This is a genomic window from Roseobacter phycocola (genome assembly GCF_042055075.2).
In the GTDB taxonomy this organism is placed as follows: Bacteria; Pseudomonadota; Alphaproteobacteria; order Rhodobacterales; family Rhodobacteraceae; genus Roseobacter.
Window position 1 is genome coordinate 1,712,362 of sequence record NZ_CP194010.1, and the last position, 25,662, is coordinate 1,738,023.

Here is a 25,662-nt window from a genome sequence, read left to right on the forward strand (position 1 = left end):
TTGGCCGCCGTCATTTGTACGCGCACCCGAAAGGAACGCCTCCAGCTGCGACTGCACATAGGCTGGTTTTTGTCCGGCCAGGTGTGGAAACTTGGCTGTCCGGGACTGCCCGAACAATCCGTGGCAGAGTGCGCATGTCTCATAGGGCGGATAGCTGGCCGCATCGAAATCAGCGGCCGCAGGTCCCGCCAGGAACAGCGCTGAGGAAACAGCCAGATAGTTCACGAACCGCTCTGCCGGGTCTTGACCTCGGCGGCGACATTCAGGGTTTCACCATCAGCGAACAGGAGCTTAAGGTCGACGACGTCACCAACCTTTGCGGGCGTTTCGGGTCGCATCAGCATGATGTGCAGACTACCAGGCTGCAGTACCACACTTTGCCCCGGTGCCAGATCCAGCTGATGCACCATGCTCATGGTGGCGATACCGTCCTTTGACTCGCTCATGTGCAAATGCGCCACCCCATAGCCGACAGCCTCAACGCCGATCACGCTGCGCAGTCTGTTTGTGGTGTTCTCCAGCTTCATATAAGCCGCCTGCGCCATCGAGCCTGGCGGCGATTGGGGCACATAGGCGTTGGTGGCTTTGATATCCTGCGCCATGGCCATGGTTGCGGTCATCAAAAGAGATGCTGTTGCAATCGATCGGATCATTTGGAAAGCTCCTTTCGATAGGTGATCTGAAGACGCGCAAGGAATTCCGCGGTCAGTCCGGAGTCGAACGGCGGCTGTAGTTTGGCCCTGAGTGTGCCATCCGGCGCGATGACGGATACAGCCGATGTATGCTGCACGTCATAAGCGCCGTCTGCGTCAGGGGGCATCAAGCGGTAGTAGCCATCGGATATCTCAACAAAGGCGTCGATGTTTTCGCGGGTGCCCGTCATGCTGCGAAAGTCCGGATGAAAGAAAGGTCCATACTCGCTGATGTACCCAGCATCGCGTTCAGGATCGACGGATAGAAACCAGACCTTTGGCACGTTATCGGGCCGCACACGCATACCGGTTTCAGCCACGGCTGCTTCCAGGTTGCCCAGCGTAAACGGACAAACATCCGGACAGGTCAGAAAACCAATCATCACAAGCGTCCACTGATCTTTCAGATCGCTGCTTTGATAGGTTTGGCCATTTTCGTCGTAAAATGAGAGCGTTGGCAGGGCGACAGGTTCGTCCAGCATGACACCCTGCACCTGCGCCTTAACACTGGTACCAAGGACCATGGCAAACAGAAGGACGGCAAATCGGGTCATTGGTTCTGCTCCGCAAACGCCTTGCGGCTTTCAGACTTGATTGTGTCCAGACAGAATTGCCGTGCTTCCATGTATTCCGGTGTAGCGGCCATATCGGTGGATCTCGGGCGTGATAGCCTGATCCGCACGTCCTCGATGATCCGGCCGGGGGCGGCGCTCATGATCAGCACGCGGTCGGCGAGGAAAACCGCTTCATCCACATCATGGGTCACAAAAACAACTGTGGTGCCGAACTTCCGCCAGATATCAAGCAAGCTTTCCTGCATCATCAGCCGCGTCTGAGCGTCAAGCGCGCCAAAGGGTTCATCCATCAGCAAGACGCTGGGATAATTGGCCAGCGCGCGGGCGATACCAACGCGTTGTTGCATGCCGCCCGATAACTCCGCCGGGTAACGGTCCCCGAATTTTTTCAGACCGACAAGCCCCAGGAAGGTATTCGCAACAGACCCCGCCTCGGTCCGCGACGCGCCAGCCATTTTGGGGCCAAAGGCGACGTTTTCGTAGACCGTTTTCCATGGGAGAAGGGAATACTGCTGAAAGACCATGCCGCGGTCCGGACCGGGGCCTTTCACCTCAGAATCATCAACGGCGACGCTGCCGGTGGTTGGCTCAACATATCCTGCAATCGCATTAAGCAGCGTGGATTTTCCACAGCCGGACGGCCCGAGGATGCACACAAACTCTCCGGCGGCGATATCGATTGATGTCGTCTCAACCGCTCTATGCGCTGTCGCCCCGCGTCCAAAGGTGATCGAAACCTCGTTGATCTTGATCTCACCCTTATCGGATTGGGCCTGCGCCGTGCCCTCCGGCCGTTTGAACTTCAGAACATCAAGCATGCTTCAGGCTCCCACTTACGATCCGAGGCTGGCGTGCTTTTCGCCATGCCAGAAAAACGATGGTGCAAAACAGCAGGCCAAACCCGGCAAGGTTCAGCACAGGCCCCATGGATTCAAGCGCCAGCGACGTCGAGACACCCAGACCCAGCATTGCAAGGCCAACGACCCAGGACGGGGCTGCGCAACACACCACCCAGCTCATCGTGGCGTTGGTCATGGCAATCAGAATTGTGCCCAGACCAGTTGCCGCCCTCAGCGTTGTACCGGTCGCGGCGTCACATTGGTCGCGCCGCAGCAGGCTGAGGCAAAGGGCGACCAGGGCACCCAGCACGAACAGAACCATCATGCGGACAGGCACCACGTTCAGGCTCCATTCCGAAATGCCCGTGCCGTAGTCATAGTTCATCTTGCCAATTTCTATCAGCCATTCCTGATTGACGATGGGCATGATGTCAGACCACGAAGGCGTCGATTTGATGATGTGGATGACATTGCCAATCCAGTCATATCCAACCACGTAGTTTGGCAAAGCCTGAAACCGCACCATCAGGGCAATCATCATTAACACCTGCATCAGCAGAGCAAACATCAGCCCCATGACGATCATGCGCCGCCAGTCCTGGCGCATGGCGCGACCAATTGTTGTCAGAACATTCATCAGCGTGCCCTTTTTTGCCATTTGAGCATTGGCGCTGTGGCAAGTTTCACAGCAGCAGTCGACGCCGTGCCCAATCCACCGATCACCAGCATTCCCACGACGATGTCCTGATAGTTGATCAGGCTGTAGGCATTCCAGGTGAAGTAGCCGATCCCGTACTGACCCGAGATGATCTCTCCGGCGAGCAGGGAGAACCAGCTCACACCCATGCCAATTGCGAGCCCCGCTGCAATGGAGGGCAGCGCAGCCGGGATCACGACATGGCGGAACACATCCATGCGCGAGGCCCCGAGGGATTGCACCGCACGCACCAGAACCTCAGGGGTTTGTTCGACCCCGTGCAAGGTGTTCAGCACAATCGGGAAGAGCGCCCCAAGGAAGGTGATGTAGATGATCGAGCTTTCCTCGGTCGGCCACATCAGGATGGCCAGCGGGATCCATGCAACCGCAGGAATGGGGCGGATCACTTCAATATATGGCATCACAAAGGCGCGGGCGATCCGCGAACGCCCCATGATCAGGCCGATCCCAATGCCCAGCACAACAGCGAAGGAATAGCTGATCAGGATGCGGCGCATGGAAACACCGATGTGGGTCCAGAAAATTTCGGTCTGAATGTGGGCGATGAAAGCGGTGAACACCTTGAGCGGCGCCGGCACATTCGAGAAGTTGATGTAAAAGTCCAGGTTTGTGGCTGTAGCAATGTGCCATAAGACCACCCCAATGCTGAGCGAGACCAAAGCGATCCCGACGTTCTGCAAAAGGTCCGGTGAGATGCGGGAGAACCTGGAAACAGCCGCAGCAGGCACGGCTTTTGCAGCGGCGCCCCCTGCTGGAGCAGTGACGGTCTCCTCGCTTTTTGCCAATGGCTGCATGAAATTGCCTTCCATCTAGGTTGGTGCTTGCAGGCCCGAAAGAATCTCGGGCAGATGCCCGCCCGAGATCTGCGTCGGTTGTGGCTCAGCTTTCAGATGCGAAGTCCGCGATAGCATCATCGAAAGAAATGAGCGCCCCTGCGTTCGCGTTGGCATAGGCCTCTGCCTCGCCTTTGCGCAGGAAAGTTGCGTAGTCATCACCAGCTTTGACCCAGAACGCAGTCTTGCCAAAAAGCTTCAGACCCGTTTCCACGTCATAAACATATGTGGCGTTTACCAGTGCAGCCGTTGCCCGGATGTCTGCCATGCCTTTCAGGAAGTCCGCTGCATTGGCATAAGTGCTCACGCCATCGCGGGAGTGCCAGATTTCCATCGGCAGCCCTTTGTTCGCAACCTCCGGGTCAACCATCGTGGCTTTGTCCGCTTCGTAATCGACACCCATGTCGGCATATGCCGCCTTAAGATAGTCCTCGGTGATCCACGCATCGAAATCGAGTGGCGGGATCGCCTTTTCCTTGACCAGCACACTGTGGTTGAACTTCAGCGCGTCAACCCATTCGGTTTTGATCGACGGCTCAAGCGTCAGGTGTCCGCCTTCGGAGAAATAAAGGTACAGAACTTCTTTTTCGACTCCGGTCCAGCTTTCCATTTCGGTCACAGCGCGCATGGGGTCTTCGCGGATCCACTCGCCGGCCTCGTAGACCGCCTTGATGAAGGCCTGAACAACCTCCGGATACTCTTCTGCAAAATCCTGACGCACCACAACGCCGTGCAGGTACGGCACGCCCGTCTCTGACCCATCATAGATTTTGCGGCCTGTGCCACGATACTCCATGATTTCTGACCATGGGCAGAAGTCGGAATGCGCGTCGATCTTTCCCGCCGCGATATTGGCGGCACCAACTGCAGGGCTTTGGTTCTTCAGCACATACTCGGACGTGGGGATCCCATTGTCCTGCATGGCCTTCAGCAACATGCCCCAAGCAGCGGACCCGACGGGTGTCGAGACCTCTTTACCTTTCAACTGGTCAATGGAGTAAAGGTCGCTGTCCACAGGAACGACGATTGCGTTGCCTGACCCCTTGAGGTTGTAGCCCGTGCCGGCGACATAGACGGTGCGCAGGCTGTCCGTTTCCTGAAACTTCGCGCCGTTTACGATCAGCGGATAGTCACCCATCACGCCAAAGTTCAGTTTGTTCGCCAGCATCTGGTTGGTGATTGGTCCGCCTGAGCTGTAGTCAGCCCAACTGATATCATATTCGGCGTCGGCATACTTGCCATCCGTCGGCAGGTGCTTTTCCAGGAGGCCAAGCTCTTTGATCACGATGCCGGCCGTGTAGGTGTCAGTGCACATCGACTGGTGACCGACGGCAATCGCAATCTCCTCTGCCTGCGCTGCATAGCCAAGCGGTATCATGGTCGCAGCCAGCAGTGCAGTTTTCAAACGTGTTCTGTATTCCATGTCGTTCTCCGTTGCTGGGTCTTTTTTGTTTGTCGCCATCAGTAAACAGCCGGATCGCGGGATTGCGCAGCGTTTTAGGGGGTGATTTGGCCGAATTCGCGCGAAGCACAAAATATGAGCGGGAAACCTGGCGAGGATGGTTAGAATTAGGCGCAAAAAAGTTGGAATTCAAAAATATGATTAAGAATCGCACGCAAGTTTTATAATTTAAAAACAATATCTTAATAGGTTTTTTGAAGTGCAGTAAGCACCCCGTGGCCGGAACCGCGGGGTGTAAGACAAAAGCTCAGTTTGACCGATCAAAAAGGGTTATTGCACACCCAATTTACCCAAGGCCCAACGCACATTTTTGCGCACGTCCGGATCAGGATCGTCTTTGTATTTCTCAAGGAACGGCCGCGTCTCCGACACGGCCATTTCGCCCAAAACCGCTGCACATTCCTTGCGCAGGTTTGGCACCGGAACATCCATCATCGGCGCAATTTCAATTGCAGCTTCCGTGGCGTTCAACTTCCCAAGGGACCGAACGGCCTTGACCCGAACCTGCCAATACTCATCGCCAAGTGCAGCGCGTAGCATCGGCACACAGGTTTCATCCCCAGCCTTTGCCAACGTCTCGGCTGCGGCTTCCCGGACGATCCATTCAGGGTCTTCCAGACCCTTGATCAACGTCGCCTCAGCATGTTCTGATCTGGAAAAACCCAAAGCGGCCAGTGCGGTTCGGCGCACCTGCGTGTCGCCGTCCCTGGCAGCGTCCCGTAAAGCGGGCAAGGATCCTTCGTCCTGAAGCCAGCCAATCACGCCAACTGCTTCGATACGCACCCCCGCATCGGCGTGCTGTAAAGCTTTGATCGCTGGTCCCATGGCCTCTGGCCGCCGCAACTCTTTGATTCCGGCGAGGCAGGCCCGTAGTTTAACTGTATCGGTCGCGCCCAGATGTGGCAGGATCGCGTCACCGGAGGCGGGATCCTTCAGTTCTGTCAGGCTTATTGCCGCCGCTTCAACAACCGTCGGATCGCCGTCGGTCAGCGCAGTGACCAGGGCCGCAGCCGTCTCTGGCCCATCAAAATCGGTCAGCGCCTGCGCCGCTTGTTTCCGCACACCCGGCGCGTCATCCGCAATAGCGCGCGCCAGATGCGGGATCGCAGCGGGATCTGCACTGTCAGCCAGTTCAATCACTGCCATAATGCGCCCGCCAGGGGACGGGTCATCCAGCGCCTCAGCGAGTTCACCAATTTCGTCAAAGTCTTCAAAGAGCGCGGTCATAGCAGTCTCACTTCAACAGGAACGGCAGGTTCACAGTCACGGCTCCCGTGGGGCAATCGGCCTCGCACGGCATGCAATACCAGCATTCGTCATATTTCATATGTGCGGTGACGGGGCTACCATCGGACCCTTCGACAATCCGCAAGACATCCAAGGGGCAGACATCGACGCAGACAGTGCAACCTTTGTCCGCGATGCACAGCGCGTCATCAACAACAACAGGAACAACGGTGGAGGTTTGGGCCAAAGGCATGATTTCGTTCCTTATTCTGCTGCGACAGTGCTGGTAACGCGCTGATTGTTGTAGGCGTCTTTTTCATCGTCATCGATGTCGACAATATACGGATCAACCGCCTTCTTGCTGTGCGCCGGCTTGCCATCGTCGCCTTTGGTCAGGATGGTATGGCAAAACCAGTTCTCATCATCGCGGTCATATTCAACACGGTTGTGATAGAGGCCCCACCGGCTTTCCGTACGGTAAAGCGATGCCGCTGCAGCCATGTCCGCGCAATCCATGATCGCGGAAGCCTCAAGCGACCGCATCAGCTCGTGGCTGTCGCGCACATACATCTCGTTTTCCATGTCATGGCGCACTTCCGCAAAGCGGCGCTGTGCCAGCTCCATCTTTGCAGTTACCTTCGGGGGCTGAAGATAATCATTCACAAAGCGGCGCGTCTTGTACTCGATCTGGTTCGGTGGGATGCCATCATCACGCCTGGTTGGTGCCAGAACGCGTTCACGCTCGGCATCTACTTCGCCCATATCAAAGTCGGCGAAGTCGACGTCTTTCACGAAGTCGACCGCATCCAGTCCCGCAAACGCCCCATTGGTGAAAGCGCCCAGCATGTAGTTATGCGGCACGTTCGCCATATCGCCGGCAGCATACAGGCCATCAATGGTGGTTCGCGCCCGTTCATCAACAAAGACTCCGCTGGCTGAGTGACCGGAGCAGAACCCGATCTCTGAGATGTGCATCTCGATCATATCTGTGCGGTAGTCTGTGCCGCGCCCTTTGTGGAAGTGGCCGCGGGTGGGGCGCTCCACGATGTGCAGCACACGTTCGATTTCAGCCACGGTTTCTTCGGCCAGATGGTTCAGCTTGAGATACACGGGCCCTTTGCCCCCCTGCAGCTCGTCATAGAACTCCTGCATCATCTGGCCGGACCAATAGTCACATTCGATGAAGCGTTCGCCGCTTGCGTTCGCCGTGTAGCCCCCCATCGGGCCTGCAACATACGCGCAAGCCGGTCCATTGTAGTCCTTGATCAGCGGATTGATCTGAAAACACTCAAGATTCGCGAGACCGGCACCAGCGTGATAGGCCATAGAATAGCCTTCCCCCGAGTTTGAGGCGTTCTCATACGTGCCATAAAGGTAACCGGAGGAAGGGAGCCCCAGACGCCCGGCGGCTCCCAGAGACATAATCACGGCCTTCGCACGCACCACGAGGAACTCCGCTGTGCGGGTGTTTACACATACCGCACCCGCGATGCGACCCTCGCCTGTGAGCAAGCGCGTCGCCATGTAGCGATTTACGATATTGATGCGCGCCTTGCGCAACTGACGGTAAAGCGCCTTTTTGACGGTGTCACCATTGGGCATCGGGAGCACGTAGGTGCCTATGTGGTGTACTTTCTTTACGTCGTACTCACCGTTCTGGTCCTTTTGGAACCGGATGCCAAACTGATCAAGCTCTTCGATGATGCTGTAGCATTCCTCAGCATACCGGTAGACCGCTTTTTGATCGACGATCCCGTCGTTCGCGATGGTAATCTCCTTGGTGTACTGCTCAGGCGTGGCGTAACCGGGAATAACCGAGTTGTTCAGGCCGTCCATACCCATGGATATTGCACCGGAGCGTTTTACATTGGCTTTGTCGAGCAAAACGACATTGGCTTCCGGGTTCTTGCGCTTGGCCTTGATCGCGGCCATTGGGCCTGCGGTGCCGCCGCCAATGATCAGGATGTCGCATTCAATCTGCGTCGTTCCATCCAGTATTTCGTCCATGAAAAGCTCCCGTCGTCATGTGGTGTTCTCAGCCTGCGCGCTGCCGCGGCGCGGCAAATGTCAACTAGTTTCCGTATTTGTCAGAAAGCTCGCGCAAATAGACAAAAGGATAGACTGCGCGGTCATGACCGTCTGAAAAATGGACGTTTACGCCGGCTGGTCCCACCTGCACGAGGTTGGTTATGGTCAGACCCTCTGCCACCGCAATCTCACCATGATCGATTCGTGCCCTTGTGGAATAGGCATCCCGCGCCTCACGACGCAGCACTGCGGCAGACAGTTCGGATGTGGCACCATCCTTCCATTCAACGATCAGGTTACGGCAGTCCGGAGTGGCAGAAAGGCAGTCGATCATTCGTATCTCCTTTATTCCGTCCAGAATTGCCGCAATGCAGAATCGCTCAATAGCAATTTGTTTACGGACACGTTTTCTGCGCCGCGGCACCATGAAGAAAAACAACGAAGAGAGCGCGCCATGACTTTCGTAGTCACCGACAATTGTATCGCCTGCAAATACACAGACTGTGTGTCTGTCTGCCCCGTAGACTGCTTCTATGAAGGCGAGAACATGCTCGTCATCGATCCGGTGGAATGCATCGACTGCGGTGTGTGCGAACCCGAATGTCCCGCCGATGCGATTCGTGCCGATACCGAAGAAGGCATGAAACAGTGGGTCATCTTCAACGAAAAGTACGCGAAGATCTGGCCCGTCATCACCGAGGCCAAGGATCCCTTGCCCACAGCCAAAGAACTCGACGGGCAGACAGGCAAACTTGAGAGCCATTTCTCAGAGAAACCCGCCGCCGAAGCGGCTTAGAGGACGCTATCATGAATATTCAGACGACGACCGGTGCCAAGGTCTTGCCGGATGCGCAGACCGTGAAGTCTGTGGAACACTGGACTGACACGCTGTTTTCCTTTCGGGTATCGCGCCCCCCCTCGCTGCGCTTTCGGTCCGGCGAATTTGTGATGATCGGATTGCTGAAAGATGACGGCAAGCCCTTGCTGCGCGCCTATTCCATTGCGTCACCAAGTTGGGATGAAGAGTTAGAGTTCTACTCAATTAAAGTGCCCGACGGGCCCTTGACCTCACGCCTGCAAAAGATCGTGCCGGGTGATGAGATTATCCTGCGCCCAAAGCCCGTGGGCACGCTGGTGCTGGACGCGCTCTTGCCCGGGAAACGACTCTGGATGATTTGTACAGGCACTGGCGTTGCCCCTTTCGCCTCACTCCTGCGCGACCCGGAAACCTATGAGCAATACGACCAGGTGATCCTGGCCCACACCTGCCGCACAAGGGACGAACTGGCTTATGGGCGCAGGCTGGTTGAAGCCTTGCCGGATGACCCGCTGATTGGTGAACTCGTGGGCGATAAACTGACGTATTACCCGACCACCACACGGGAGCATTCCGGCATCGAAGGCCGGATCAGCGATCACCTGCGTGATGGGCGCGTATTCGAAGCGCTGGGATTGTCGGCATGGAACAGCAATGATGACCGGGTTATGGTCTGCGGCAATCTGGCGTTGAACAAAGACATCATGTCGATCTGCGAAGAACACGGTTTGGCTGAAGGGGCCAATTCGGACCCTAAACACTTCGTTGTTGAGAAGGCGTTTATTGACTGACCCAATCGGCAACGAGTTCTTCGGCATCCGTTGAACCAAAACTGACGGACGTTGGTGTCACAAAAGCGGGTGTGCCGAGGACCTGCAGAGCAACAGCCATGTCCCGGTTGGTGGAGATCCGGTCCGATACAGCGTTGCTTTTCATTTCCGCCTCGACTGCGGTCCAATCCAGCCCCTGCGCGCGGGCGATGTCTTCAAATGTGACCTCGCGCAATGGGCCTTTGATGGACCACAAGGCTTCATGGACCGCGCGGTACTGCTCTGGGCTGCCAAGGTTCTTTACCGCCAGCGCGAAACGCGCGCCCCGTTCAGACCCGGGGGAGAGAATGGGCAAATGCCGCATTTCCACCCGGATGTCTGGGTAATCTTCTAATGCCGCCTGCAACTTTGGATGCAGCGCTTTGCAGGGCGCACATCGGTAGTCGAAGAATTCAATGACAGTGAGCGCGGCGTCTGTCGGTCCAATGCCCAGAACGGCGGGTTCGGCGAACATCTCCGCATACTTCGCGATTTGTGCAGTTTGCGCCGTGCGCGCCTCGCGCTTTGACAGCGCCTCCATCGCTTCGAGAATTATCTCGGGGTGCGCCAGGAGATAAGTCCGCACCCGCTCCTCAAATTCCTGGTCAGTCATGTCAGCCGCAGCCGATTGGAGAGAAAGCATCAGTGCTCCCGCTGAAACGGCAGCCACCCTCCGAAGAAACTCCTTACGCCAAACTGTGCCAACCCTTACAAAACCCAAAGGCATCATTCGATTTATCCCTGCATCTTATCTGGCAAGATGGCTCATGACCCTTGCAAGAAGACTTTAGAGGATTCCGGTCGCGTCTCCCTTTTTTGCGCAGCAGCGCGGGGCTTCAAATTTTGGGAACGCCAAGATTCGCAGCATTTGACGCGTTGCGTATTACTTATTGAGCAATCGGGTGACGTCGGAACAGGGATGTCACAAATCCAGGGGCGCGTACCCCTGTTTAGGTTCTAGAGTTGAGCGGTATGCAAAAGAAGGGTGAGGTAATGCCACGCTCGGTTGTCCTTCAGAGTTTGAAGCGATCTATGAAGGCTTGTTACGACCTTTGGTGCCCGCCTTTGACCGAGCCGGAAATAGAACGGGCGCATGTCTGTTCGAGTATGATTTCATCCGTTGGGTTTGATCCGGCCCGGCGGGCGCTTCAGGTCGAATTCAGCAATGGGCACCTATACCGTGTCGATGAGGTTCCAGCTGAGACGTATGACGCTCTTATGCAGGCAGAGAGCTTTGACTGGTACTACCGGAACTATATTTTGGGTCACTTTGAAAGTGAAAAAATCGGGATACTGATGCCGTTGGGATGCTGATCTGCAAAGGTTTTACCATCCAAAGATCAACGTGCACGCCCAGTTTTTAGACGACGCCGCTGGTATCTCACGGCAAGAGTTTCTGAGATGGCCGTGCTGAGACACATAAAGATGATGGCTCCGGCGATATCGTTCCCGCCTCCCTCATGTTGCTTTGAGTATTGACCAAATCAAGAACACACCACGCGTTCAGATATCTGTTCTTGTCGTCGTTGCTGATGAAAACCGCCGAGCCGGGGCAGCGCTTGCGCCCCCTGCGGCATCTACGCTGCCACTCAAAATTCGGGAAAACGAAAAGACCCCGGATTACCTCCACACTGATCCAGGGAGACGCCAAAGCGACTGATTTATCGAAGCGGGCCGAGGCAAAACGGGTGTTTGGGTGTCGACGACCTGCACTCTCTGGCACGGCTGCTTCGAAGAGACTGACTGCAAAGCAACGAAATAGTCGCTGCAATTGCGAAGAGATACTGCTTTCGCAATAGCTGCTGTGGTACAAGGCCGCTTTGGCCGCAGAGCGAACATCCGCCCCCCTGAACCGCAGTCCTTAAAGGCTGAGCTTGTCCCGCATAAACGCCAGAGCCACGGACAGACCATCAGGGGCGATGCCGTGGCCGGTGCCCTTCATGATATGGGCATAGACGTCCTGCCAGCCCGCTTCCTGCAGGGCTTCGGCGGCCTGAGGCAGCGACTGGGGCGGGACCACATCATCCTGATCCCCGTGCACCAGAAGGACCGGCGGACGCACGACAACCTCGTCGGCCAGCGTCTCGGGGCTCAGCAGGCGGCCGGAAAAGGCGACGATGCCCGCGATCTCATCCTCGCGCCGGGGGGCCACATGCAGCGACATCATGGTTCCCTGCGAAAACCCAAAGAGCACGACCTGTTCCGGCAGCACATCTTCGTCCACCATCAGCGCGTCCAGGAACGCATTGAGATCATCAACCGCCTGGGCCATGCCGCGCATGGATTCCTCCTCAGAGGAGCCGTCAATCCACGGGATCGGAAACCACTGGAACCCCATCGGTGCGCCGGCGCAGGCTTCGGGCGCATCAGGCGCCACAAAGAGCGTATCCGGCAGGTGTTCGCCCAGCGGGTCCGCAAGGCCCAGCAGGTCCGCGCCATTGGCACCGTAGCCATGCAGGAAAACGACCACCGACCGCGTGTCCCCGGATACCGGCGCGCGCCGTTCTGCATTCAGTACTCTGGTCATGTGATCCCGTCCCTCTGTTTTGCCACCCGGTAGTACGCAAAGAGCAGTCGCGCTGCAACAGAGCGCCAGGGCGACCAGTCGGCGGCCATCTGGCGCAGCGCACGTTCTTTGGGGCGCTCCGGCATATCAAACAGGATGCGTGCGGCCTCCTGCAGCGCCAGATCACCTGCGGCAAAGACATCCGGGCGGCCAAGGCTGAACATCGCATAGATCTCTGCCGTCCAGACCCCGATGCCAGGCACGGCCGTCAGCGTGCGTATAACTTCCTGATCGGGTACGGTTCGCAATGCGGGGTAATCAATCTCGGCAGAGGCCAGCGCATGGGCATAACGTGCCTTCTGGCGGCTCAGGCCGAGCCCGCGCAGGTCCTCTTCGCGGGCGGCGCGCACGGCGGCCTCTGTGGTCATGCCCGCGTCCAGCAGACGGGTCTGAACAGCGCGCGCTGACGCAACGCTGACCTGCTGACTGATGATTGCGCTGAGCAGTTCTGAAAACCCGTCCGGCCGCCGCCTGAGCGGCAACGGGCCTGTCGCCTCCAGCGCCTGTGCAAGGCGCGGATCCTGGCGGCTGAGCCATGCGGCGCCTTCGGCCACATGGGCGTCCGTCTCGATGATACCGTCCACGTCAGGTATCAGCTTCCCAGGCCAAGGCCTCGGCGACGCTCTCGACCACCATGGCACCGACCGGTGTCGCAGGCCGGTCCACCATCAGAACCCGGATGCCAAGCTGGCGCGCGGCCAGCAGCTTGGACATGCTGGCCACCCCGCCGACGTTACGGCAGATCAGCCGGGTGATCCGGAGCGATTCAAACAGTGCTTTTTCCTGGCGCTGCGAGAAAGGTGGTTTGCCCTCAATGAATTTCAGGAAGGGGTAAGGTGGTGGTGCCGACGGCATACGGGTCTGGCGCAGATACACGACGTGGCCCCCGAAATCAGCGTAATCAGGCAGGCTGGCCCAGCCGGTATTGGAGAACACGCGGGCCCCTTCCGGCACAGCCGCAACCGCAGCGCGGGTTGTGGGATAACTGGTCCACTGATCCTGCCCTGTCGGCTGCCAGCTGCTGCGCAACACCCTCAGGTAACGCACCTGGTGGTGGCTGCAGAACAGGCTCGCCTGATTGCTGATGTCGTTGTCAAACGGGTGGCTGGCATCGAGAACCGTGGTGACTTTCTGCTCCAGCGCCCAGTCCTGCAGTGCACCGGCATTCGCGAATGTGCCCACCCGCGTCGGCACCGGCAGAGGTTCCATCCCGCGTTCAGGTTCCGGCAGGCTGGCGATCACATCCCGGCCCCGCGCGACGAGGCCGATAATCATGCCATGCGCTTCCCTGGCGCCAGCCAGGACCAGGGTCTTTCCACCGTTCTTCATGTGGTCATCATTATATCACGCAGCCGGGCAGACAAGAGGTCTTGCTCTGCAAAAGCGTGGCGACTACTGACAGGACTATGGAATACGCAGATGACAGCCGCGCCAGGCGTAACGTCGCCGTTCTGGTCCTTGCTCAGGCCTTTCTCGGCAGTCAGATCACGATGATCTTTGTGATCGGCGGACTTGCCGGTCAGCAGCTGGCATCCAACATCTGTCTTGCGACGCTACCGATCTCGATGATTGTTTTCGGCTCCATGACCACAGCGCCCTGGCTGTCCGGTATCATGCAGCGTTTCGGTCGCCGGACAGGGTTTCTTGTGGGGTCAACAGGCGGTCTGATCGGGGCTGCGATCTGTGCCTGGGCGCTGACCCTTGAAAGCTTTACGCTCTTTCTGCTGGGCAGTTATCTGACCGGTATCTACATGTCTGCGCAGGGTTTTTACCGTTTCGCCGCCGCTGACACAGCATCTGACACATTCCGGCCCAAGGCGATTTCCTACGTCATGGCGGGCGGTCTGCTGTCGGCGATCATCGGGCCGCAGCTGGTGGGATATCTGAGCGGCAACACCCCCGATGCCACCGTAATGCGGTTCTTTCCGGTCTATATCGCGGCCATTGCCCTGAATGTCATGGGCATGATGCTTTTTGCGTTCCTCGACATTCCCCGCCCTGCCCGGTCCGCGGAAACGACGGACCGTGGCCGCAGCATCGGCGAGCTTCTGCGTACCCCGCGCATTGCCGTCGCCGTGATCTGCGCGATGGTCTCCTATGCGCTGATGAACCTCGTGATGACCTCAACGCCGCTGGCGGTCGTGGGCTGTGGCTTTGCCGTGGCCGATGCCTCAAACGTCGTCACCGGCCATGTGCTGGCGATGTTTGCACCGTCCTTTTTCACCGGGCATCTGATTGTGCGGTTCGGCGTCGAACGGATCATGGGGCTGGGACTTCTGATCCTCGGCGCCGCAGGCGCTGTTGCGCTGTCGGGTGTCGAGCTTGGCCATTTCTTTGTCGCCCTGATCCTGCTGGGGCTGGGCTGGAACTTTGGGTTTATCGGTGCCACTACCATGCTGGCCGGAGCCCACACACCGCAGGAACGTGGCAGGATGCAGGGGATCAATGACCTGCTGGTTTTCGGAGGTGTGACCGTGGCGTCGCTGTCGTCCGGCGGGTTGATGAACTGCTCCGGCGGCACACCGCAGGAGGGCTGGGCCGCCGTCAACATCGCGATGGTTCCGTTCCTGGTGCTGGCTGGTGCCGCGCTGATCTGGCTGATGATGCGCCCCAGGACGCGCGCCGCATAAGGGCGCTACCCTCGGCGCGTCCCGCGCCTCACACGGGATATTTCCGGCCAGAAGAAAGTTTCAGATGCGGCCTGCCAGGCGTGCCCGGGTCAGGCTAAGACTGCGTGTCAGGGGTGCGGGTTCAAGGTCTCCCGCGGCGACGCGCAAAGGGTGTTTTGTGACTGCGCGGAGCGTGCGGCGGGCGGCCCACCCGGAGAGCAGAACAGTCCGGGACGGGGCGCTGAGTTTTTTTGGCACATCCAGATCATTCAGCGCTTTCTGCGCCAGATCAGCGAGGGTTTCCGGGCGGCCGTCATGCAGGGGGCGTTTGCCCATAGCCTCAAGAGCAGGCAGGGCGCGCATCCAGTTGGCCATCGCGATGCCCCGCGCCGCGCGCATCAGTCCGGGGTCATCGGCATCCGGAGCACCCAGTGCCGCAGCCGCCACCCGGAGCAGCGTGCCGGTTGTGCTCTCCAGGTAGTGCCAGAGTGCGGCTTCGTCGTCGAACGCCGTTGTGCCGATATCCCAGCGGCGCGCCTCGATCAGAGCGTCCAGCATCTGTGCCTGTTCCGGCTTGAGAACAAGAGCGAGCGGTGTCACCACTTCGTGCCGGCGCACGATGCCGCGGGACGCGATTTCCTGAAGGGCGTCCCGCCACCATTGCAGCCGCATTTCGGCTATGATCGGTTCTTTTGTCACCCATGGAGCGCGGGACACTTCGACGTTGAACGCATAGAGCGGAAAGAGCACTGCGCGTGCAGACACAGGTGCGGCCATCACGGCGGCAAAGCGGTCCGGATCGCCTTTGTGCACGAGAGCCGCGCAGGCGTTCAGGTCATCATCGAAGGTCATCGCGGCCTTACAACAAAGAGCGTGTAGCCGAATTCAGTACGGTGATTGCGCCAGAGCGCAGCCTCGTCCCGCCCTTCCTGCAACACGGCGGCAAGGGCCGGACCGGCCTCCGGTGTCAGCTGCGCGATCCGTGCATCCATCGGCTCGTAGTAGGCTTCCCAGGCGGCATCACTCAGACGGCGTGTACCAAGAACATCATATCCCGCAGCGTCGATGGCAGACAGAACACCGGGTTCATCCGTCATGTCCGCGTATTCCGCCCAGCCCTCCCGCGCGGCCTGAGACGGCGCATCCGTGAACCAGCAGACCTGGGAAAACGCCACGGCGCCTCCTGGTGCAAGTGCGTTTTTCCAGGTTTCAAGCGCCTGCCGGACCCCCAGGAAATAGACCGCGCCCGCGCACCAGATCAGATCAAACGGGCCGGTGACCGCCGCCATATCGCCCGCGAAAATGGTGGTGCGGGGATCGGACCCATGGGCTGCCTGCGCCTGCTTCACGAACCCTTCTGCTGTGTCGAGCGCGATGACATGCCCGTCTGGTGCAGCCGCCAGCAGAGCGGCAATATCCGCGCCCGGACCACAGGCCGCGTCACAGATCCGCGCATCCGCCGGGACACCTGCCAATTGCGTTGCCCAGGCAACATCCGCAGGCTCCCCCGGCCCTTCTCGGGGCAGGTCGTTGTGCAGGGTGAAAAACGCGTCCCAATAGCTGTCACTCATGCGATCTGCGCCCTGTCCCGCAGGATTTTCCAGCGTATCGCGTCCAGCAGCGCTTCAAAGGAGGCGTCCACTATGTTCGGCGACACACCGACCGTGGACCAGCGGCGCCCCTGCCCGTCCTCACTGTCAATAATGACGCGTGTTACGGCTTCGGTCCCGCCCTGGGTGATCCGTACCTTGAAGTCCACCAGCCGCATGTCGTCGATGATGTCCTGGTAGCGCCCGAGGTCCTTGGCGAGCGCTTTGGCCAGCGCGTTGACGGGGCCGCGGTCTGATCCCACCTCGTCCATGCTTTCGCTGACGGACAGCTTCTTTTCGCCATCCACTTTCACCACCACCACGGCCTCGGACAGGCTGACCATCTGGTTGTACTTGTTCTTGCGCCGCTCAACGGTGACCCGGTAGCGTTTGACCTCAAAAAAGTCCGGCATCTGCCCAAGGGCCGAGCGCGCCAGCAGCTCGAAACTGGCCTGCGCGGTGTCATAGGAATAGCCCTCGGCCTCGCGCGCCTTGATCGTATCGAGGATAAGGCCAAGCGCCGGATCGCCCTTGGCCACCTGCAGGCCCGCGCCCTCCAGACGTTCGCGCAGATTGGATTGCCCCGCCTGGTTGGACATCGGAATGATGCGGGCGTTGCCCACGTCCGATGGGTCAATGTGTTCGTAGGTTGTGGGGTCTTTGAGAATCGCGCTGGCGTGCAGACCGGCCTTGTGGGCAAAGGCTGACGAGCCCACAAAAGCAGACTGAGCACGGGGCACACGGTTGAGCACCTCGTCCAGCATCCGCGACGTTCTAGTCAGCGTTTTCAGGGCGTTACGGGTCACACCTGTCTCAAACCGGCTGGCGTAGGGCTCCTTGAGCAGCAGGATCGGAATGAGCGCTGTGAGGTTGGCATTGCCGCAGCGTTCGCCCAGCCCGTTAAGCGTGCCCTGGATCTGACGCGCACCGGCATCGACCGCAGCCAGACTGCAGGCCACGGCGTTTTCGGTATCGTTGTGCGTATGAATGCCCAGCCGGTCGCCGGGGATACCGGCGGCAATGACCTCGGCCGTGATGCGACCCACCTCGTCGGGCAGCGTACCGCCGTTGGTATCGCAGAGCACGATCCAGCGGGCACCGGCTTCAAGGGCCGCCCGCAATGCGGTCAGCGCGTAGCCGGGATTGGCTTTGTAGCCATCAAAGAAGTGTTCCGCATCAAACAACGCCTCGCGCCCCTGATCCACGATATGCGCCATGGATTTCGCAATGTTTTCAGTGTTTTCATGCAGCTCAACCCCGAGCGCCGCACGTACGTGGAAATCATGTGTTTTCCCCACCAGACAGACGGCATCGGTGCCCGCGTTCATCACGGCCGCAAGCACGTCGTCGTTATCAGCTGACATGCCGTTGCGCTTGGTCATGCCGAACGCGGTCATGCGCGCGCGTGTCTGCGGTGCCGCATCAAAAAACGCGCTGTCGGTGGGGTTCGCCCCGGGCCAGCCGCCTTCGATGTAGTCGACACCCAGGGCATCGAGCGCCTCCGCAAGGCTGCGCTTTTCATCCGTCGAAAACTGTACGCCCTGGGTCTGCTGGCCGTCCCGCAGGGTGGTGTCATAGAGATAAAGACGTTCTCGGGTCATGCGGTTTTTCCAGGTGTTTCCGGGGCGTCGGTGCGGCGTCGGTTTAACGTCGGTATTACGTCGGTGCGTGGCGTGCGGTGTGTTTGCGGACTGGTAAGGGTTGGTGGGGGCTGTCGGGGTTGCCACATGCTGACAGGAAACACCTGTCTGGCACCAGGTCAGGAGTGTTGTTTGAGCCCGCGCTGTGTGAATCTGGGGCCCACAAATCACAGCCCGTCCGGGCAAGCGGCCCGGACAGCCCCCGGCCGCCCCCCCGGGCGGGGGCTTTCCCCCCTCCCGCGACCGGGAGCCGTCCTGTGATCGGAGCGGGGTCATTTGAGAGCTTCCAGCTTTGAGGCGTCGAAGTCAGGCGTGACATTTAGTTCCACGCCATTCTTAGTCATGCGAACCTCGATGCCGGCTGATAAAAGAGCTTGCTTCAAAGCGTCGACTTTACTGAAATCCTTTGAGATTTTGGCGCCGTTTCGCAGCTCGTCTAGTTTACCAGCCAACTCGGCCAATTGTTCATTTGGGCCACTTCCAAAACCCTGGCTGATTTTCGAGCGATAGTCTTTTTCAGCAGCCCGCGCTTCATCTCCCAAAAACCCTAGAAATCGAGCGTGGTCCAAAAGTTTCTGAGGTTGGTTGTGCAATGCCCGCAGGTACGTCAACCCCAGATGGGTATTCAGGTCGTCACATAGTGCTTCAATTAGGGCTCCATCAATTTCCAAATCGGATTGTGGTGTCGGATCCAGTTCCCATGTCAATTCCATCCAATATCTGAGAGCCTGCTCCGCCTCCTGTCGTTTCGTCTCTGTCCAGTCCATCGGCTTGCGGTAATGCGTCGACAGCATCACAAAGCGGATCACCTCGCCCGGCACACCCTGCTCCAGCAGATCACGCACCGTGAAAAAGTTGCCCAGCGATTTGGACATCTTTTTGCCCTCGACCTGCAGCATCTCGTTGTGCATCCAGACATTGGCCATGACGTCCGTGCCATTTGCACAGCAGCTCTGGGCGATCTCGTTCTCATGGTGCGGGAACATCAGATCCTTGCCGCCGCCGTGGATGTCAAAGGTTTCACCCAGCAATTCGCGCGACATGGCAGAGCATTCGATGTGCCAGCCCGGACGCCCCCTGCCCCACGGGCTGTCCCAGCCGGGCAGGTCATCGTCCGAGGGCTTCCACAGCACAAAATCCATCGGATTGCGTTTGTAAGGGGCAACCTCGACCCGCGCGCCGGCGATCATGTCATCCACCGTGCGGCCCGAAAGCGCTCCGTAGCTTTCCTTCCAGCTGTCGACGGCAAAGAGCACATGGCCTTCGGCCGCATAGGCATGCCCCTGCCCGGTCAGCGTTTCGATCATGGCGATCATCTGGCCGATGTATCCGGTGGCGCGCGGCATTTCATCAGGCTCCAGCGTACCGACCGCCTTCATGTCTTCCAGATACCAGGCAATGGTCTCGTCCGACCGCTCGCGGATCAGCTCCTCCAGCGTGCCCTGCGCACCGGCCTCGCGGCGGCGCTGTGCCTCCGCGTTGATCTTGTCATCCACGTCCGTGAAATTGCGCACATAGGTCACCTTGCCCCAACCATTCTCCGGCGCGAGGTGCCGCAGCAGGCGGTAGAGCACATCAAAGACGATCACCGGCCGCGCATTACCCAGATGCGCCCGGTCATAGACCGTGGGCCCACAGACATACATGCGCACATTCCGGCGGTCGATGGGCGCAAAGGTCTCTTTGCGGCGGGTCCGGGTGTTGTGGAGCGTGAGTGTCGTCATGACAGGTGTCCTTGGCGCATGGGGTCAGCGCGGGCATAGCAATCATCTGTCAGAATGGAAACGACCAGAACTGCCCGCATGGAAGCGTTCAGCAAATAATACAGCAAATGATTGTTGTACGGGTCATGGTCCCATGTGGCACGGCGCGGGCGCGCGGGTCAAGGCCGATTGACGAATCGCGCGCGCTCTGCGCCCCTGCCCGCAGGATCTTTCTGCGCCTCTGCGGGGTCGCAGTCATGCGCCCCTGCGGGGTGATACAACGGAGGCAGAGATGCAGCTTTCACAGCGCCTTACAGGAATCAACGGCGGTGGTTCAGACGGCTGGGACGTCTTTCTGAAGGCGCGCCGTATGATTGCGGCGGGCACGCCCGTGACCGAGCTGACGATCGGCGAGCATGACATCCGCACCGCAGCGCCCATCCTGCAGGAAATGCATGAGCGGGCCATGGCCGGCAACACCGGATATGCGGCAATCCCTGGTGCAGAGGCCCTGCGCGAGGCGGTTGCGGCACGCGTCGCGGCGCGCACCGGCGTGCCTACAACGCCGGACAATGTGCTGATCACACCGGGCGGTCAGTCCGCGCTCTTTTCCGCCCATATTGCCGCCTGCGACGCGGGCGACACGGCGCTCTATATCGACCCCTACTATGCCACCTACCCCGGCACTCTGCGCGCCGCAGGTGCGGTGCCACAGGTGATCACCACCCGTGCCGCGGACGCGTTCCAGCCCCGTGCCGCGGACATTGACGCCCATGCGGCGGGCGCACGGTCACTGCTGATCAACAGTCCGAACAATCCCACGGGTGTGGTCTATTCGCGCGCCACGATGGAAGGGATCGCAGAGGTCTGCAAAGAGCGCGATCTGTGGCTGATTTCGGACGAGGTCTATGACACCCAGGTCTGGGAGGGCGATCATCTGAGCCCGCGCAGCCTGCACGGCATGGCGGAGCGCACGCTGGTGGTGGGGTCCCTGTCGAAATCCCATGCGATGACCGGGTCGCGCTGTGGCTGGCTGGTCGGTCCAGAAGAGGTGATCGGCAATCTGATCAATCTGGCGACGAATACCACCTATGGCGTCCCAGGGTTCATCCAGGATGCAGGCCTTTTTGCGCTGAACCAGGGAGCGGATTTTGAGGCAGAGATCGCAGAGCCGTTCCGCCGCCGCCGGGCGCTGGCCCATGAGGTGCTGGCCGCACAGAATACCGTGGCGCTCGTGCCCGCACAGGGGGCGATGTATCTGATGCTGGATGTGCGTGCGACGGGGATGAGCGGCGAGGATTTCGCTTACAGCCTGCTCGATGCGCACCACATTGCGGTGATGCCGGGCGAGAGTTTCGGCAGTGCGGCAGCGGGCCATATCCGGGTGGCGATGACCGTTGCAGATGACGCTTTTGAAACATCCCTGCGCCAGCTCTGCGCCCATGCGGAGACGCTCGCGGCCTGAAGTGGCCCGGATGCGGGGGGAGAGACATCCGGGCCGGTGCGGCCTGTCCGGATCAGAACCGGAGAGAGGCCCGCACAGTCAGCGTTGTGGCATCCGCATCCGCACCGGCGGCGTTGCCCAGATCGCTGAAGTTGTGGCGCAGCAGTTCTGTGCCGACAGTCACGCGCTCGGTGGCCTGCCAGGCGACGCCCAGACCGTAAAAGGGCCCGGTGTCATCGCCGGCTGTGGTGTTCACCCGCGCAGCACCGGCGGTGGCATAGGGCAGCCAGCGGCCCATGTCGTAGCCTGCTTTGACCTTGAGGCGGGTCACATCCTCGACCGTGGCGGCACCTGTCCCGATGTCGATATCGGCCTCGTCATAGTCAAATTCGACACCGCTGACCCAGGCACCGAAATCGTAGTTATACCCTAGGTGCACACCATAAAGCGTATCGTCGCCGTCCACGCCATCCAGCGTGCCGTCACCGCTCACATCGCCGTAGCCAAGCTGGGCACCGGCATAGGCACCCGTCCACTGGCCACCGGTGTAGACCGGCTCGGGCAGCGGTGCCGCGGGTACGGTCTCGATCACCGGGGCGGCGGGTGATCCCGCGCCCGCCGCCGTGGCCGCCACGCCCGCCGCGATCAGTGCGGCACAGAATGCTCTTGTCTTTTTCATGACTGTCTCCTTGCCATTTCCGGCCGGCACAACCGCCGCCCGGTACTGACCCAACTGTGCATCCCTCCGGTGGGTTCAAGGCGCGCCAGGCCATGGCGGCACAACCCCGCCGGAACGGGGGTTTTTCCGGCAAAACGCTGCCACCACAACGCTTTACCCGGCCATTTCCTGCCGGTTCCATGGCGCTGGAAAAAAGTTCACGAGGTCGCAAACAGACCAGACAGGGAAGCCCCCCTGCGTCAGCCTGTCACAGTAAAGGGAGGCCGGAGATGCAGGGCGTTTGCTGCAAAATCAAACTGGTGGTCCGCACAATCGGTGCGGAGCGCGGGCGCGCTGCACGGGGGCGGCCCGGCGGGCGCTGATCCGCCAGACCCAAGAGTTTTCCCTTTTCCGGACCAGACAACATGACACAATCCGTAAAAACCCGCAGCGGGGGCCGCTCGGCCCGCCGCGCGGCGCGCGCCCGCGCCCTGCCTGATCACATGCGCCCGATCCGCCCAGGTATGGACGGCGGCCAGTATAAACCCCTGACCCCCGCCGACATGGACCGTATCCACGCCGCAGCCCTCGAGGCGCTGGAAGACATCGGTCTGGTGGATGCCCCGCAGTCAGGCATCGACTATATGACCGCCGCAGGTGCTGTCCTGGGCGATGACGGCCGCCTGCGCTTTCCGCGCGCCCTGGTGGAGGACGCCATTTCCTCGGCCAACCGCACGATCACACTCTTTGGGCGCGACCCGGCGCAGGACCTGGAACTGTCCGGCAACCGTGTTCACTACGGCACTGCCGGTGCTGCGGTGCACCTTGTGGAAGCCGATGGCCGCAATTACCGCGAATGCGGCGTGCAGGATCTGCACGATGCGGCGCGCATCACGGATGTGCTTGATAATATACACTTTCTCCAGCGCCCGATGGTCTGCCGCGACATCGCGGACAATCTGGAGATGGACCTGAACACCATTTATGCGACCTGCGCGGGCACCACAAAACACATCGGCACCTCCTTTTCCGATCCCTCCAATGTCGGCCCCTGTGTCGAGATGCTGCACATGATCGCGGGCGGTGAGGACAAATGGCGTGAGCGGCCTTTCGTGCTGAACTCAAACTGTTTTGTGGTCCCGCCGATGAAATTCGCCACCGAAAGCTGCGAGACGATGGAGGCCTGTATCCACGCAGGCATGCCTGTTCTGCTGCTGTCGGCCGGGATGGCCGGTGCGACAGCGCCCTCGACAGTGGCCGGTGCCATTGTCCAGGCGGTGGCCGAATGCCTCGCGGGGCTTGTGTATGTCCAGGCGGTAAAACCGGGGCATCCGGCGGTCTTTGGCACCTGGCCCTTTGGTCTCGACCTGCGCACCGGGGCCATGACGGGCGGGTCCGGCGAACAGGCGCTGCTGACGGCAGGCTGCGCCCAGATGCACAAATACTATGACCTGCCCGGCGGTGCGGCCGCTGGAATCGCAGACGCTAAACTGCCGGATATGCAGGCGGGCTGGGAGCAGATGTGCTCGAACGTCATGGCGGGGCTGTCAGGTCTGAATATGGTCTATGAGGCGGCGGGCATGCACGCATCCCTGCTGGGCTTCTGCCACGAATCCCTGATCCTGGGGGATGATCTGATCGGCCAGGCGATGCGCTGTGTGCGCGGGATCGAGGTCAATGACGAGACGCTGGCGCTGGATCAGATGCGCGAGGTCTGCGTGGGCGGGCCGGGCCATTATCTGGGCACGGAACAGACCCTGGGCCGGATGGAGGCGGACCATGTCTACCCCACACTGGGGGACCGGACCTCGCCCAAGGAATGGACGGAAAACGGCAAGCCGGATCTCATCGAAAAGGCGCGCCAGCGCAAGGACGAGATTCTGGCGAAACGGTCAGCGGCCCGGTTTGATCCGGCGCTGGATGCCGCGCTGCGGGCGCGGTTCAACATTTATCTGCCTGCGTGACGTTTCTGGCGGGACAGGTGAAACATCCCGCTTGGGGTGGCGCGTTGGGCGCCGTGATTTAAGGCGGCGTTGAGTGACTGAGCGGGTTCGCCGGACGCTTTAACACAGCGCAGAACAAAGCGCCCGCGCAACGGGCACTGTTGCGCCGCGCCGTTCCGCCCCCACGGGGCGGCGCTTCTGCAAAACCGTTGGAAGTCTCAGGGGTTTCGCAGCGGAATTAAAAGCAACCCCCGGTGCGGTATCGCACCGGGGGCGCCTTGTGCCCCTCCGGTCACAGGGCAGCGACCGGGGTCAGGACACCTGGGGATCAGGCAGGCATCAGGCCCGCTTCCTGCGCGGCCTGGATTTCTGCCGCATCCAGCGCGCCATCCGCGTTCAGGTCCATGGTGTTGAAGGCATCGGCGGTGATGTCGGGCATCACGGCCTGCACTTCGTCAATGGTCAGAACGCCGTCACCATTGGCATCTGCCTCTGTTGCGGCGCTGGCTGCACCGGCGACACCCAGGGCAAGGACGATCGAGGTAAGAGTTGTTCTGGTCATGTTGGTTACTCCCATTTTTAAGCGGAACATCTCCGCGCCCTTCACATGGCACCGCGTTCGTGCGGCGACATCCCCTGCCCCGCAGATCGCTCAAAACCGGCATGGGCGCGCGGGTTTGGGCGTTAACGGTCGGCTTGTCTCTGCCGGGCAAAATCCTGCCGGTGCGGTTTTCGGCAATCCATGACCGACGGCTGGTGGTTCCGGCACCGAACCGCCGAAATCCGGCATCGGCGGGAACCTGCAGATGCAGAAAGCCCGGACGACGGTGAGTCGCCCGGGCCCTAGCCACGTGTCGCGTTGCGAGGGGTCAGAACGGATGAATACGCGGCCAGTTCTCGTCACCCGCTGTGATGTACATCGGGATATCTTCCTGCCAGAGGGTCTGGGCCCGGGGGTGGACCTGGACGTAGAGCGTGCCATCGACCACCTGCCAGACGGTCGGATCGCCGGGCGCTTTGTAGCCCTGACTGGCCGCCCAGGAGCAATAGCCGTCATAGGCGGGTGCATAAGAGGCCGGGTCGGCCTTGAAGGCGTCGCGGTTTTCCTCGCTGCTGAAGTACCAGACAGCGCCGTTCCAGAAGTGGTTGAAGCGTGCTTCGCCCTGCGTGGGCGTTCCGCTGTGATAGGACACAGTGTCATATCCGCCGATCGCAACAGCGAGCTGGTTACCGGCCGTGGCCGTCTGGGCCGTCAGCGCCATACCGGCGGCAAGACCAAGAGCGAGAAGGGGTTTTCTGAGCATGGTGATCTCCGTTTTTAAGGGTCCCGTGATCGGGACGCCTGTTTGCTACCGGAGGTGCCGATCACTTGCACATGACGTTGCCGCCAGAAAAACGGGCGGCATTCTCACACAGATTTCAGTTGCAGTTTATCGTCTCTGCACCCGGCTGGCGGGAAAGAAAAAGGGGTGCCGAAGCACCCCTGGGAGTTTCGCCGTTCAGGCTCAAT

The 25,662-nt window shown here is 59.9% G+C and carries 27 protein-coding genes and 1 pseudogene; 6 read left to right on the plus strand and 22 right to left on the minus strand.

Going from position 1 to position 25,662, the window contains the following annotated elements:
* Positions 1–3: 3 nt before the first annotated feature.
* The 11 genes and pseudogenes from AB4K19_RS08425 to AB4K19_RS08475 form a co-directional block, all read right to left on the minus strand.
* Positions 4–225, minus strand: a pseudogene (locus AB4K19_RS08425) (c-type cytochrome); the annotation flags it as partial.
* Positions 222–653 (minus strand): copper chaperone PCu(A)C, encoded by a 432-nt coding sequence (locus AB4K19_RS08430; protein WP_375227968.1) that lies wholly within the window; start codon positions 651–653, stop codon positions 222–224. The gene AB4K19_RS08430 and the pseudogene AB4K19_RS08425, both read right to left, overlap by 4 nt.
* The gene (locus AB4K19_RS08435) at positions 650–1,246 is read right to left on the minus strand and encodes an SCO family protein (protein WP_375227969.1); all 597 of its coding nucleotides are present in this window, start codon (positions 1,244–1,246) and stop codon (positions 650–652) included. The genes AB4K19_RS08430 and AB4K19_RS08435 overlap by 4 nt, the downstream gene beginning before the upstream one ends.
* Complete coding sequence (locus AB4K19_RS08440; protein ID WP_375227970.1) at positions 1,243–2,085, minus strand: ABC transporter ATP-binding protein; 843 nt, start codon at positions 2,083–2,085, stop codon at positions 1,243–1,245. The genes AB4K19_RS08435 and AB4K19_RS08440 overlap by 4 nt, the downstream gene beginning before the upstream one ends.
* Positions 2,078–2,743 (minus strand): hypothetical protein, encoded by a 666-nt coding sequence (locus AB4K19_RS08445; RefSeq protein WP_375227971.1) that lies wholly within the window; start codon positions 2,741–2,743, stop codon positions 2,078–2,080. The genes AB4K19_RS08440 and AB4K19_RS08445 overlap by 8 nt, the downstream gene beginning before the upstream one ends.
* On the minus strand, positions 2,743–3,618 hold the full coding sequence (locus AB4K19_RS08450) for an ABC transporter permease (RefSeq protein ID WP_436399439.1): 876 nt from the start codon (positions 3,616–3,618) through the stop codon (positions 2,743–2,745). Before AB4K19_RS08450 ends, AB4K19_RS08445 begins: the two co-directional genes overlap by 1 nt.
* 85 nt (positions 3,619–3,703) lie before the next feature.
* Positions 3,704–5,080, minus strand: coding sequence for an ABC transporter substrate-binding protein (locus AB4K19_RS08455; RefSeq protein WP_375227973.1), 1,377 nt, complete (start codon positions 5,078–5,080; stop codon positions 3,704–3,706).
* A 309-nt stretch (positions 5,081–5,389) separates the two neighbouring features.
* A complete protein-coding gene (locus AB4K19_RS08460) occupies positions 5,390–6,346 on the minus strand; it encodes a HEAT repeat domain-containing protein (protein ID WP_375227974.1) in 957 nt (318 codons plus the stop codon).
* Positions 6,347–6,353: 7 nt separating this feature from the next.
* A complete protein-coding gene (locus tag AB4K19_RS08465; protein ID WP_375227975.1) occupies positions 6,354–6,599 on the minus strand; it encodes a 4Fe-4S dicluster domain-containing protein in 246 nt (81 codons plus the stop codon).
* Between the two features lie 11 nt (positions 6,600–6,610).
* On the minus strand, positions 6,611–8,353 hold the full coding sequence (locus tag AB4K19_RS08470; RefSeq protein ID WP_436399440.1) for a fumarate reductase/succinate dehydrogenase flavoprotein subunit: 1,743 nt from the start codon (positions 8,351–8,353) through the stop codon (positions 6,611–6,613).
* Between the two features lie 64 nt (positions 8,354–8,417).
* Positions 8,418–8,708, minus strand: coding sequence for a gamma-butyrobetaine hydroxylase-like domain-containing protein (locus tag AB4K19_RS08475; protein WP_436399441.1), 291 nt, complete (start codon positions 8,706–8,708; stop codon positions 8,418–8,420).
* Between the two features lie 120 nt (positions 8,709–8,828).
* Here AB4K19_RS08475 and fdxA point away from each other — a divergent pair, with 120 nt between their 5' ends.
* Both fdxA and AB4K19_RS08485 read left to right on the plus strand, forming a co-directional pair.
* Entirely contained in the window at positions 8,829–9,170 is a 342-nt protein-coding gene (gene fdxA / locus AB4K19_RS08480; protein ID WP_375227979.1) for a ferredoxin FdxA, read from the plus strand.
* A gap of 11 nt (positions 9,171–9,181) precedes the next feature.
* Positions 9,182–9,982 (plus strand): ferredoxin--NADP reductase, encoded by an 801-nt coding sequence (locus AB4K19_RS08485; RefSeq protein ID WP_375227980.1) that lies wholly within the window; start codon positions 9,182–9,184, stop codon positions 9,980–9,982.
* Here the strand turns inward: AB4K19_RS08485 and AB4K19_RS08490 are convergent.
* Positions 9,972–10,730, minus strand: coding sequence for a DsbA family protein (locus AB4K19_RS08490; RefSeq protein WP_375227981.1), 759 nt, complete (start codon positions 10,728–10,730; stop codon positions 9,972–9,974). The two genes, AB4K19_RS08485 and AB4K19_RS08490, sit on opposite strands and share 11 nt — an antisense overlap.
* Positions 10,731–11,107: 377 nt before the next feature.
* On the opposite strand from AB4K19_RS08490, the gene AB4K19_RS08495 reads away from it, so the two are divergent.
* Entirely contained in the window at positions 11,108–11,314 is a 207-nt protein-coding gene (locus tag AB4K19_RS08495) for a KTSC domain-containing protein (protein WP_375227982.1), read from the plus strand.
* A 547-nt stretch (positions 11,315–11,861) separates the two neighbouring features.
* On the opposite strand, the gene AB4K19_RS08500 is transcribed toward AB4K19_RS08495, so the two are convergent.
* The 3 genes from AB4K19_RS08500 to AB4K19_RS08510 are packed head-to-tail and all read right to left on the minus strand — an operon-like array spanning position 11,862 to position 13,895.
* Positions 11,862–12,527, minus strand: coding sequence for an alpha/beta hydrolase (locus tag AB4K19_RS08500; RefSeq protein WP_375227983.1), 666 nt, complete (start codon positions 12,525–12,527; stop codon positions 11,862–11,864).
* Positions 12,524–13,141 carry a DNA-3-methyladenine glycosylase family protein gene (locus AB4K19_RS08505; protein ID WP_375230867.1) on the minus strand — a complete coding sequence of 206 codons (618 nt, stop codon included), beginning with the start codon at positions 13,139–13,141 and terminating at the stop codon, positions 12,524–12,526. Before AB4K19_RS08505 ends, AB4K19_RS08500 begins: the two co-directional genes overlap by 4 nt.
* Before the next feature lie 10 nt (positions 13,142–13,151).
* Positions 13,152–13,895 carry a precorrin-6A/cobalt-precorrin-6A reductase gene (locus AB4K19_RS08510; protein ID WP_436399442.1) on the minus strand — a complete coding sequence of 248 codons (744 nt, stop codon included), beginning with the start codon at positions 13,893–13,895 and terminating at the stop codon, positions 13,152–13,154.
* Positions 13,896–13,972: 77 nt separating this feature from the next.
* Between AB4K19_RS08510 and AB4K19_RS08515 the strand changes: the two genes are divergently transcribed.
* Positions 13,973–15,196, plus strand: coding sequence for an MFS transporter (locus AB4K19_RS08515; RefSeq protein ID WP_375227985.1), 1,224 nt, complete (start codon positions 13,973–13,975; stop codon positions 15,194–15,196).
* A 60-nt stretch (positions 15,197–15,256) separates the two neighbouring features.
* On the opposite strand, the gene AB4K19_RS08520 is transcribed toward AB4K19_RS08515, so the two are convergent.
* The 4 genes from AB4K19_RS08520 to cysS form a co-directional block, all read right to left on the minus strand.
* Positions 15,257–16,027 carry a squalene/phytoene synthase family protein gene (locus AB4K19_RS08520; protein WP_375227986.1) on the minus strand — a complete coding sequence of 257 codons (771 nt, stop codon included), beginning with the start codon at positions 16,025–16,027 and terminating at the stop codon, positions 15,257–15,259.
* Entirely contained in the window at positions 16,024–16,746 is a 723-nt protein-coding gene (locus AB4K19_RS08525; RefSeq protein WP_375227987.1) for a class I SAM-dependent methyltransferase, read from the minus strand. Before AB4K19_RS08525 ends, AB4K19_RS08520 begins: the two co-directional genes overlap by 4 nt.
* Positions 16,743–18,365: a citramalate synthase gene (gene cimA, locus AB4K19_RS08530; protein WP_375227988.1), complete on the minus strand. Its 1,623-nt coding sequence runs from the start codon at positions 18,363–18,365 to the stop codon at positions 16,743–16,745. The genes AB4K19_RS08525 and cimA overlap by 4 nt, the downstream gene beginning before the upstream one ends.
* 311 nt (positions 18,366–18,676) lie before the next feature.
* Complete coding sequence (gene cysS, locus AB4K19_RS08535) at positions 18,677–20,128, minus strand: cysteine--tRNA ligase (protein WP_436399443.1); 1,452 nt, start codon at positions 20,126–20,128, stop codon at positions 18,677–18,679.
* Positions 20,129–20,399: 271 nt separating this feature from the next.
* On the opposite strand from cysS, the gene AB4K19_RS08540 reads away from it, so the two are divergent.
* A complete protein-coding gene (locus AB4K19_RS08540; RefSeq protein WP_436399444.1) occupies positions 20,400–21,572 on the plus strand; it encodes a pyridoxal phosphate-dependent aminotransferase in 1,173 nt (390 codons plus the stop codon).
* Positions 21,573–21,624: 52 nt separating this feature from the next.
* Here AB4K19_RS08540 and AB4K19_RS08545 read toward each other — a convergent pair whose 3' ends face one another.
* Positions 21,625–22,230, minus strand: coding sequence for an outer membrane protein (locus AB4K19_RS08545; protein WP_375227989.1), 606 nt, complete (start codon positions 22,228–22,230; stop codon positions 21,625–21,627).
* Positions 22,231–22,634: 404 nt separating this feature from the next.
* On the opposite strand from AB4K19_RS08545, the gene AB4K19_RS08550 reads away from it, so the two are divergent.
* The gene (locus tag AB4K19_RS08550) at positions 22,635–24,173 is read left to right on the plus strand and encodes a trimethylamine methyltransferase family protein (RefSeq protein ID WP_375227990.1); all 1,539 of its coding nucleotides are present in this window, start codon (positions 22,635–22,637) and stop codon (positions 24,171–24,173) included.
* Positions 24,174–24,480: 307 nt separating this feature from the next.
* On the opposite strand, the gene AB4K19_RS08555 is transcribed toward AB4K19_RS08550, so the two are convergent.
* Both AB4K19_RS08555 and AB4K19_RS08560 read right to left on the minus strand, forming a co-directional pair.
* Complete coding sequence (locus tag AB4K19_RS08555; RefSeq protein ID WP_436399445.1) at positions 24,481–24,714, minus strand: hypothetical protein; 234 nt, start codon at positions 24,712–24,714, stop codon at positions 24,481–24,483.
* 307 nt (positions 24,715–25,021) lie between these two features.
* Complete coding sequence (locus AB4K19_RS08560) at positions 25,022–25,456, minus strand: YHS domain-containing (seleno)protein (RefSeq protein WP_436399446.1); 435 nt, start codon at positions 25,454–25,456, stop codon at positions 25,022–25,024.
* Positions 25,457–25,662: the final 206 nt, after the last annotated feature.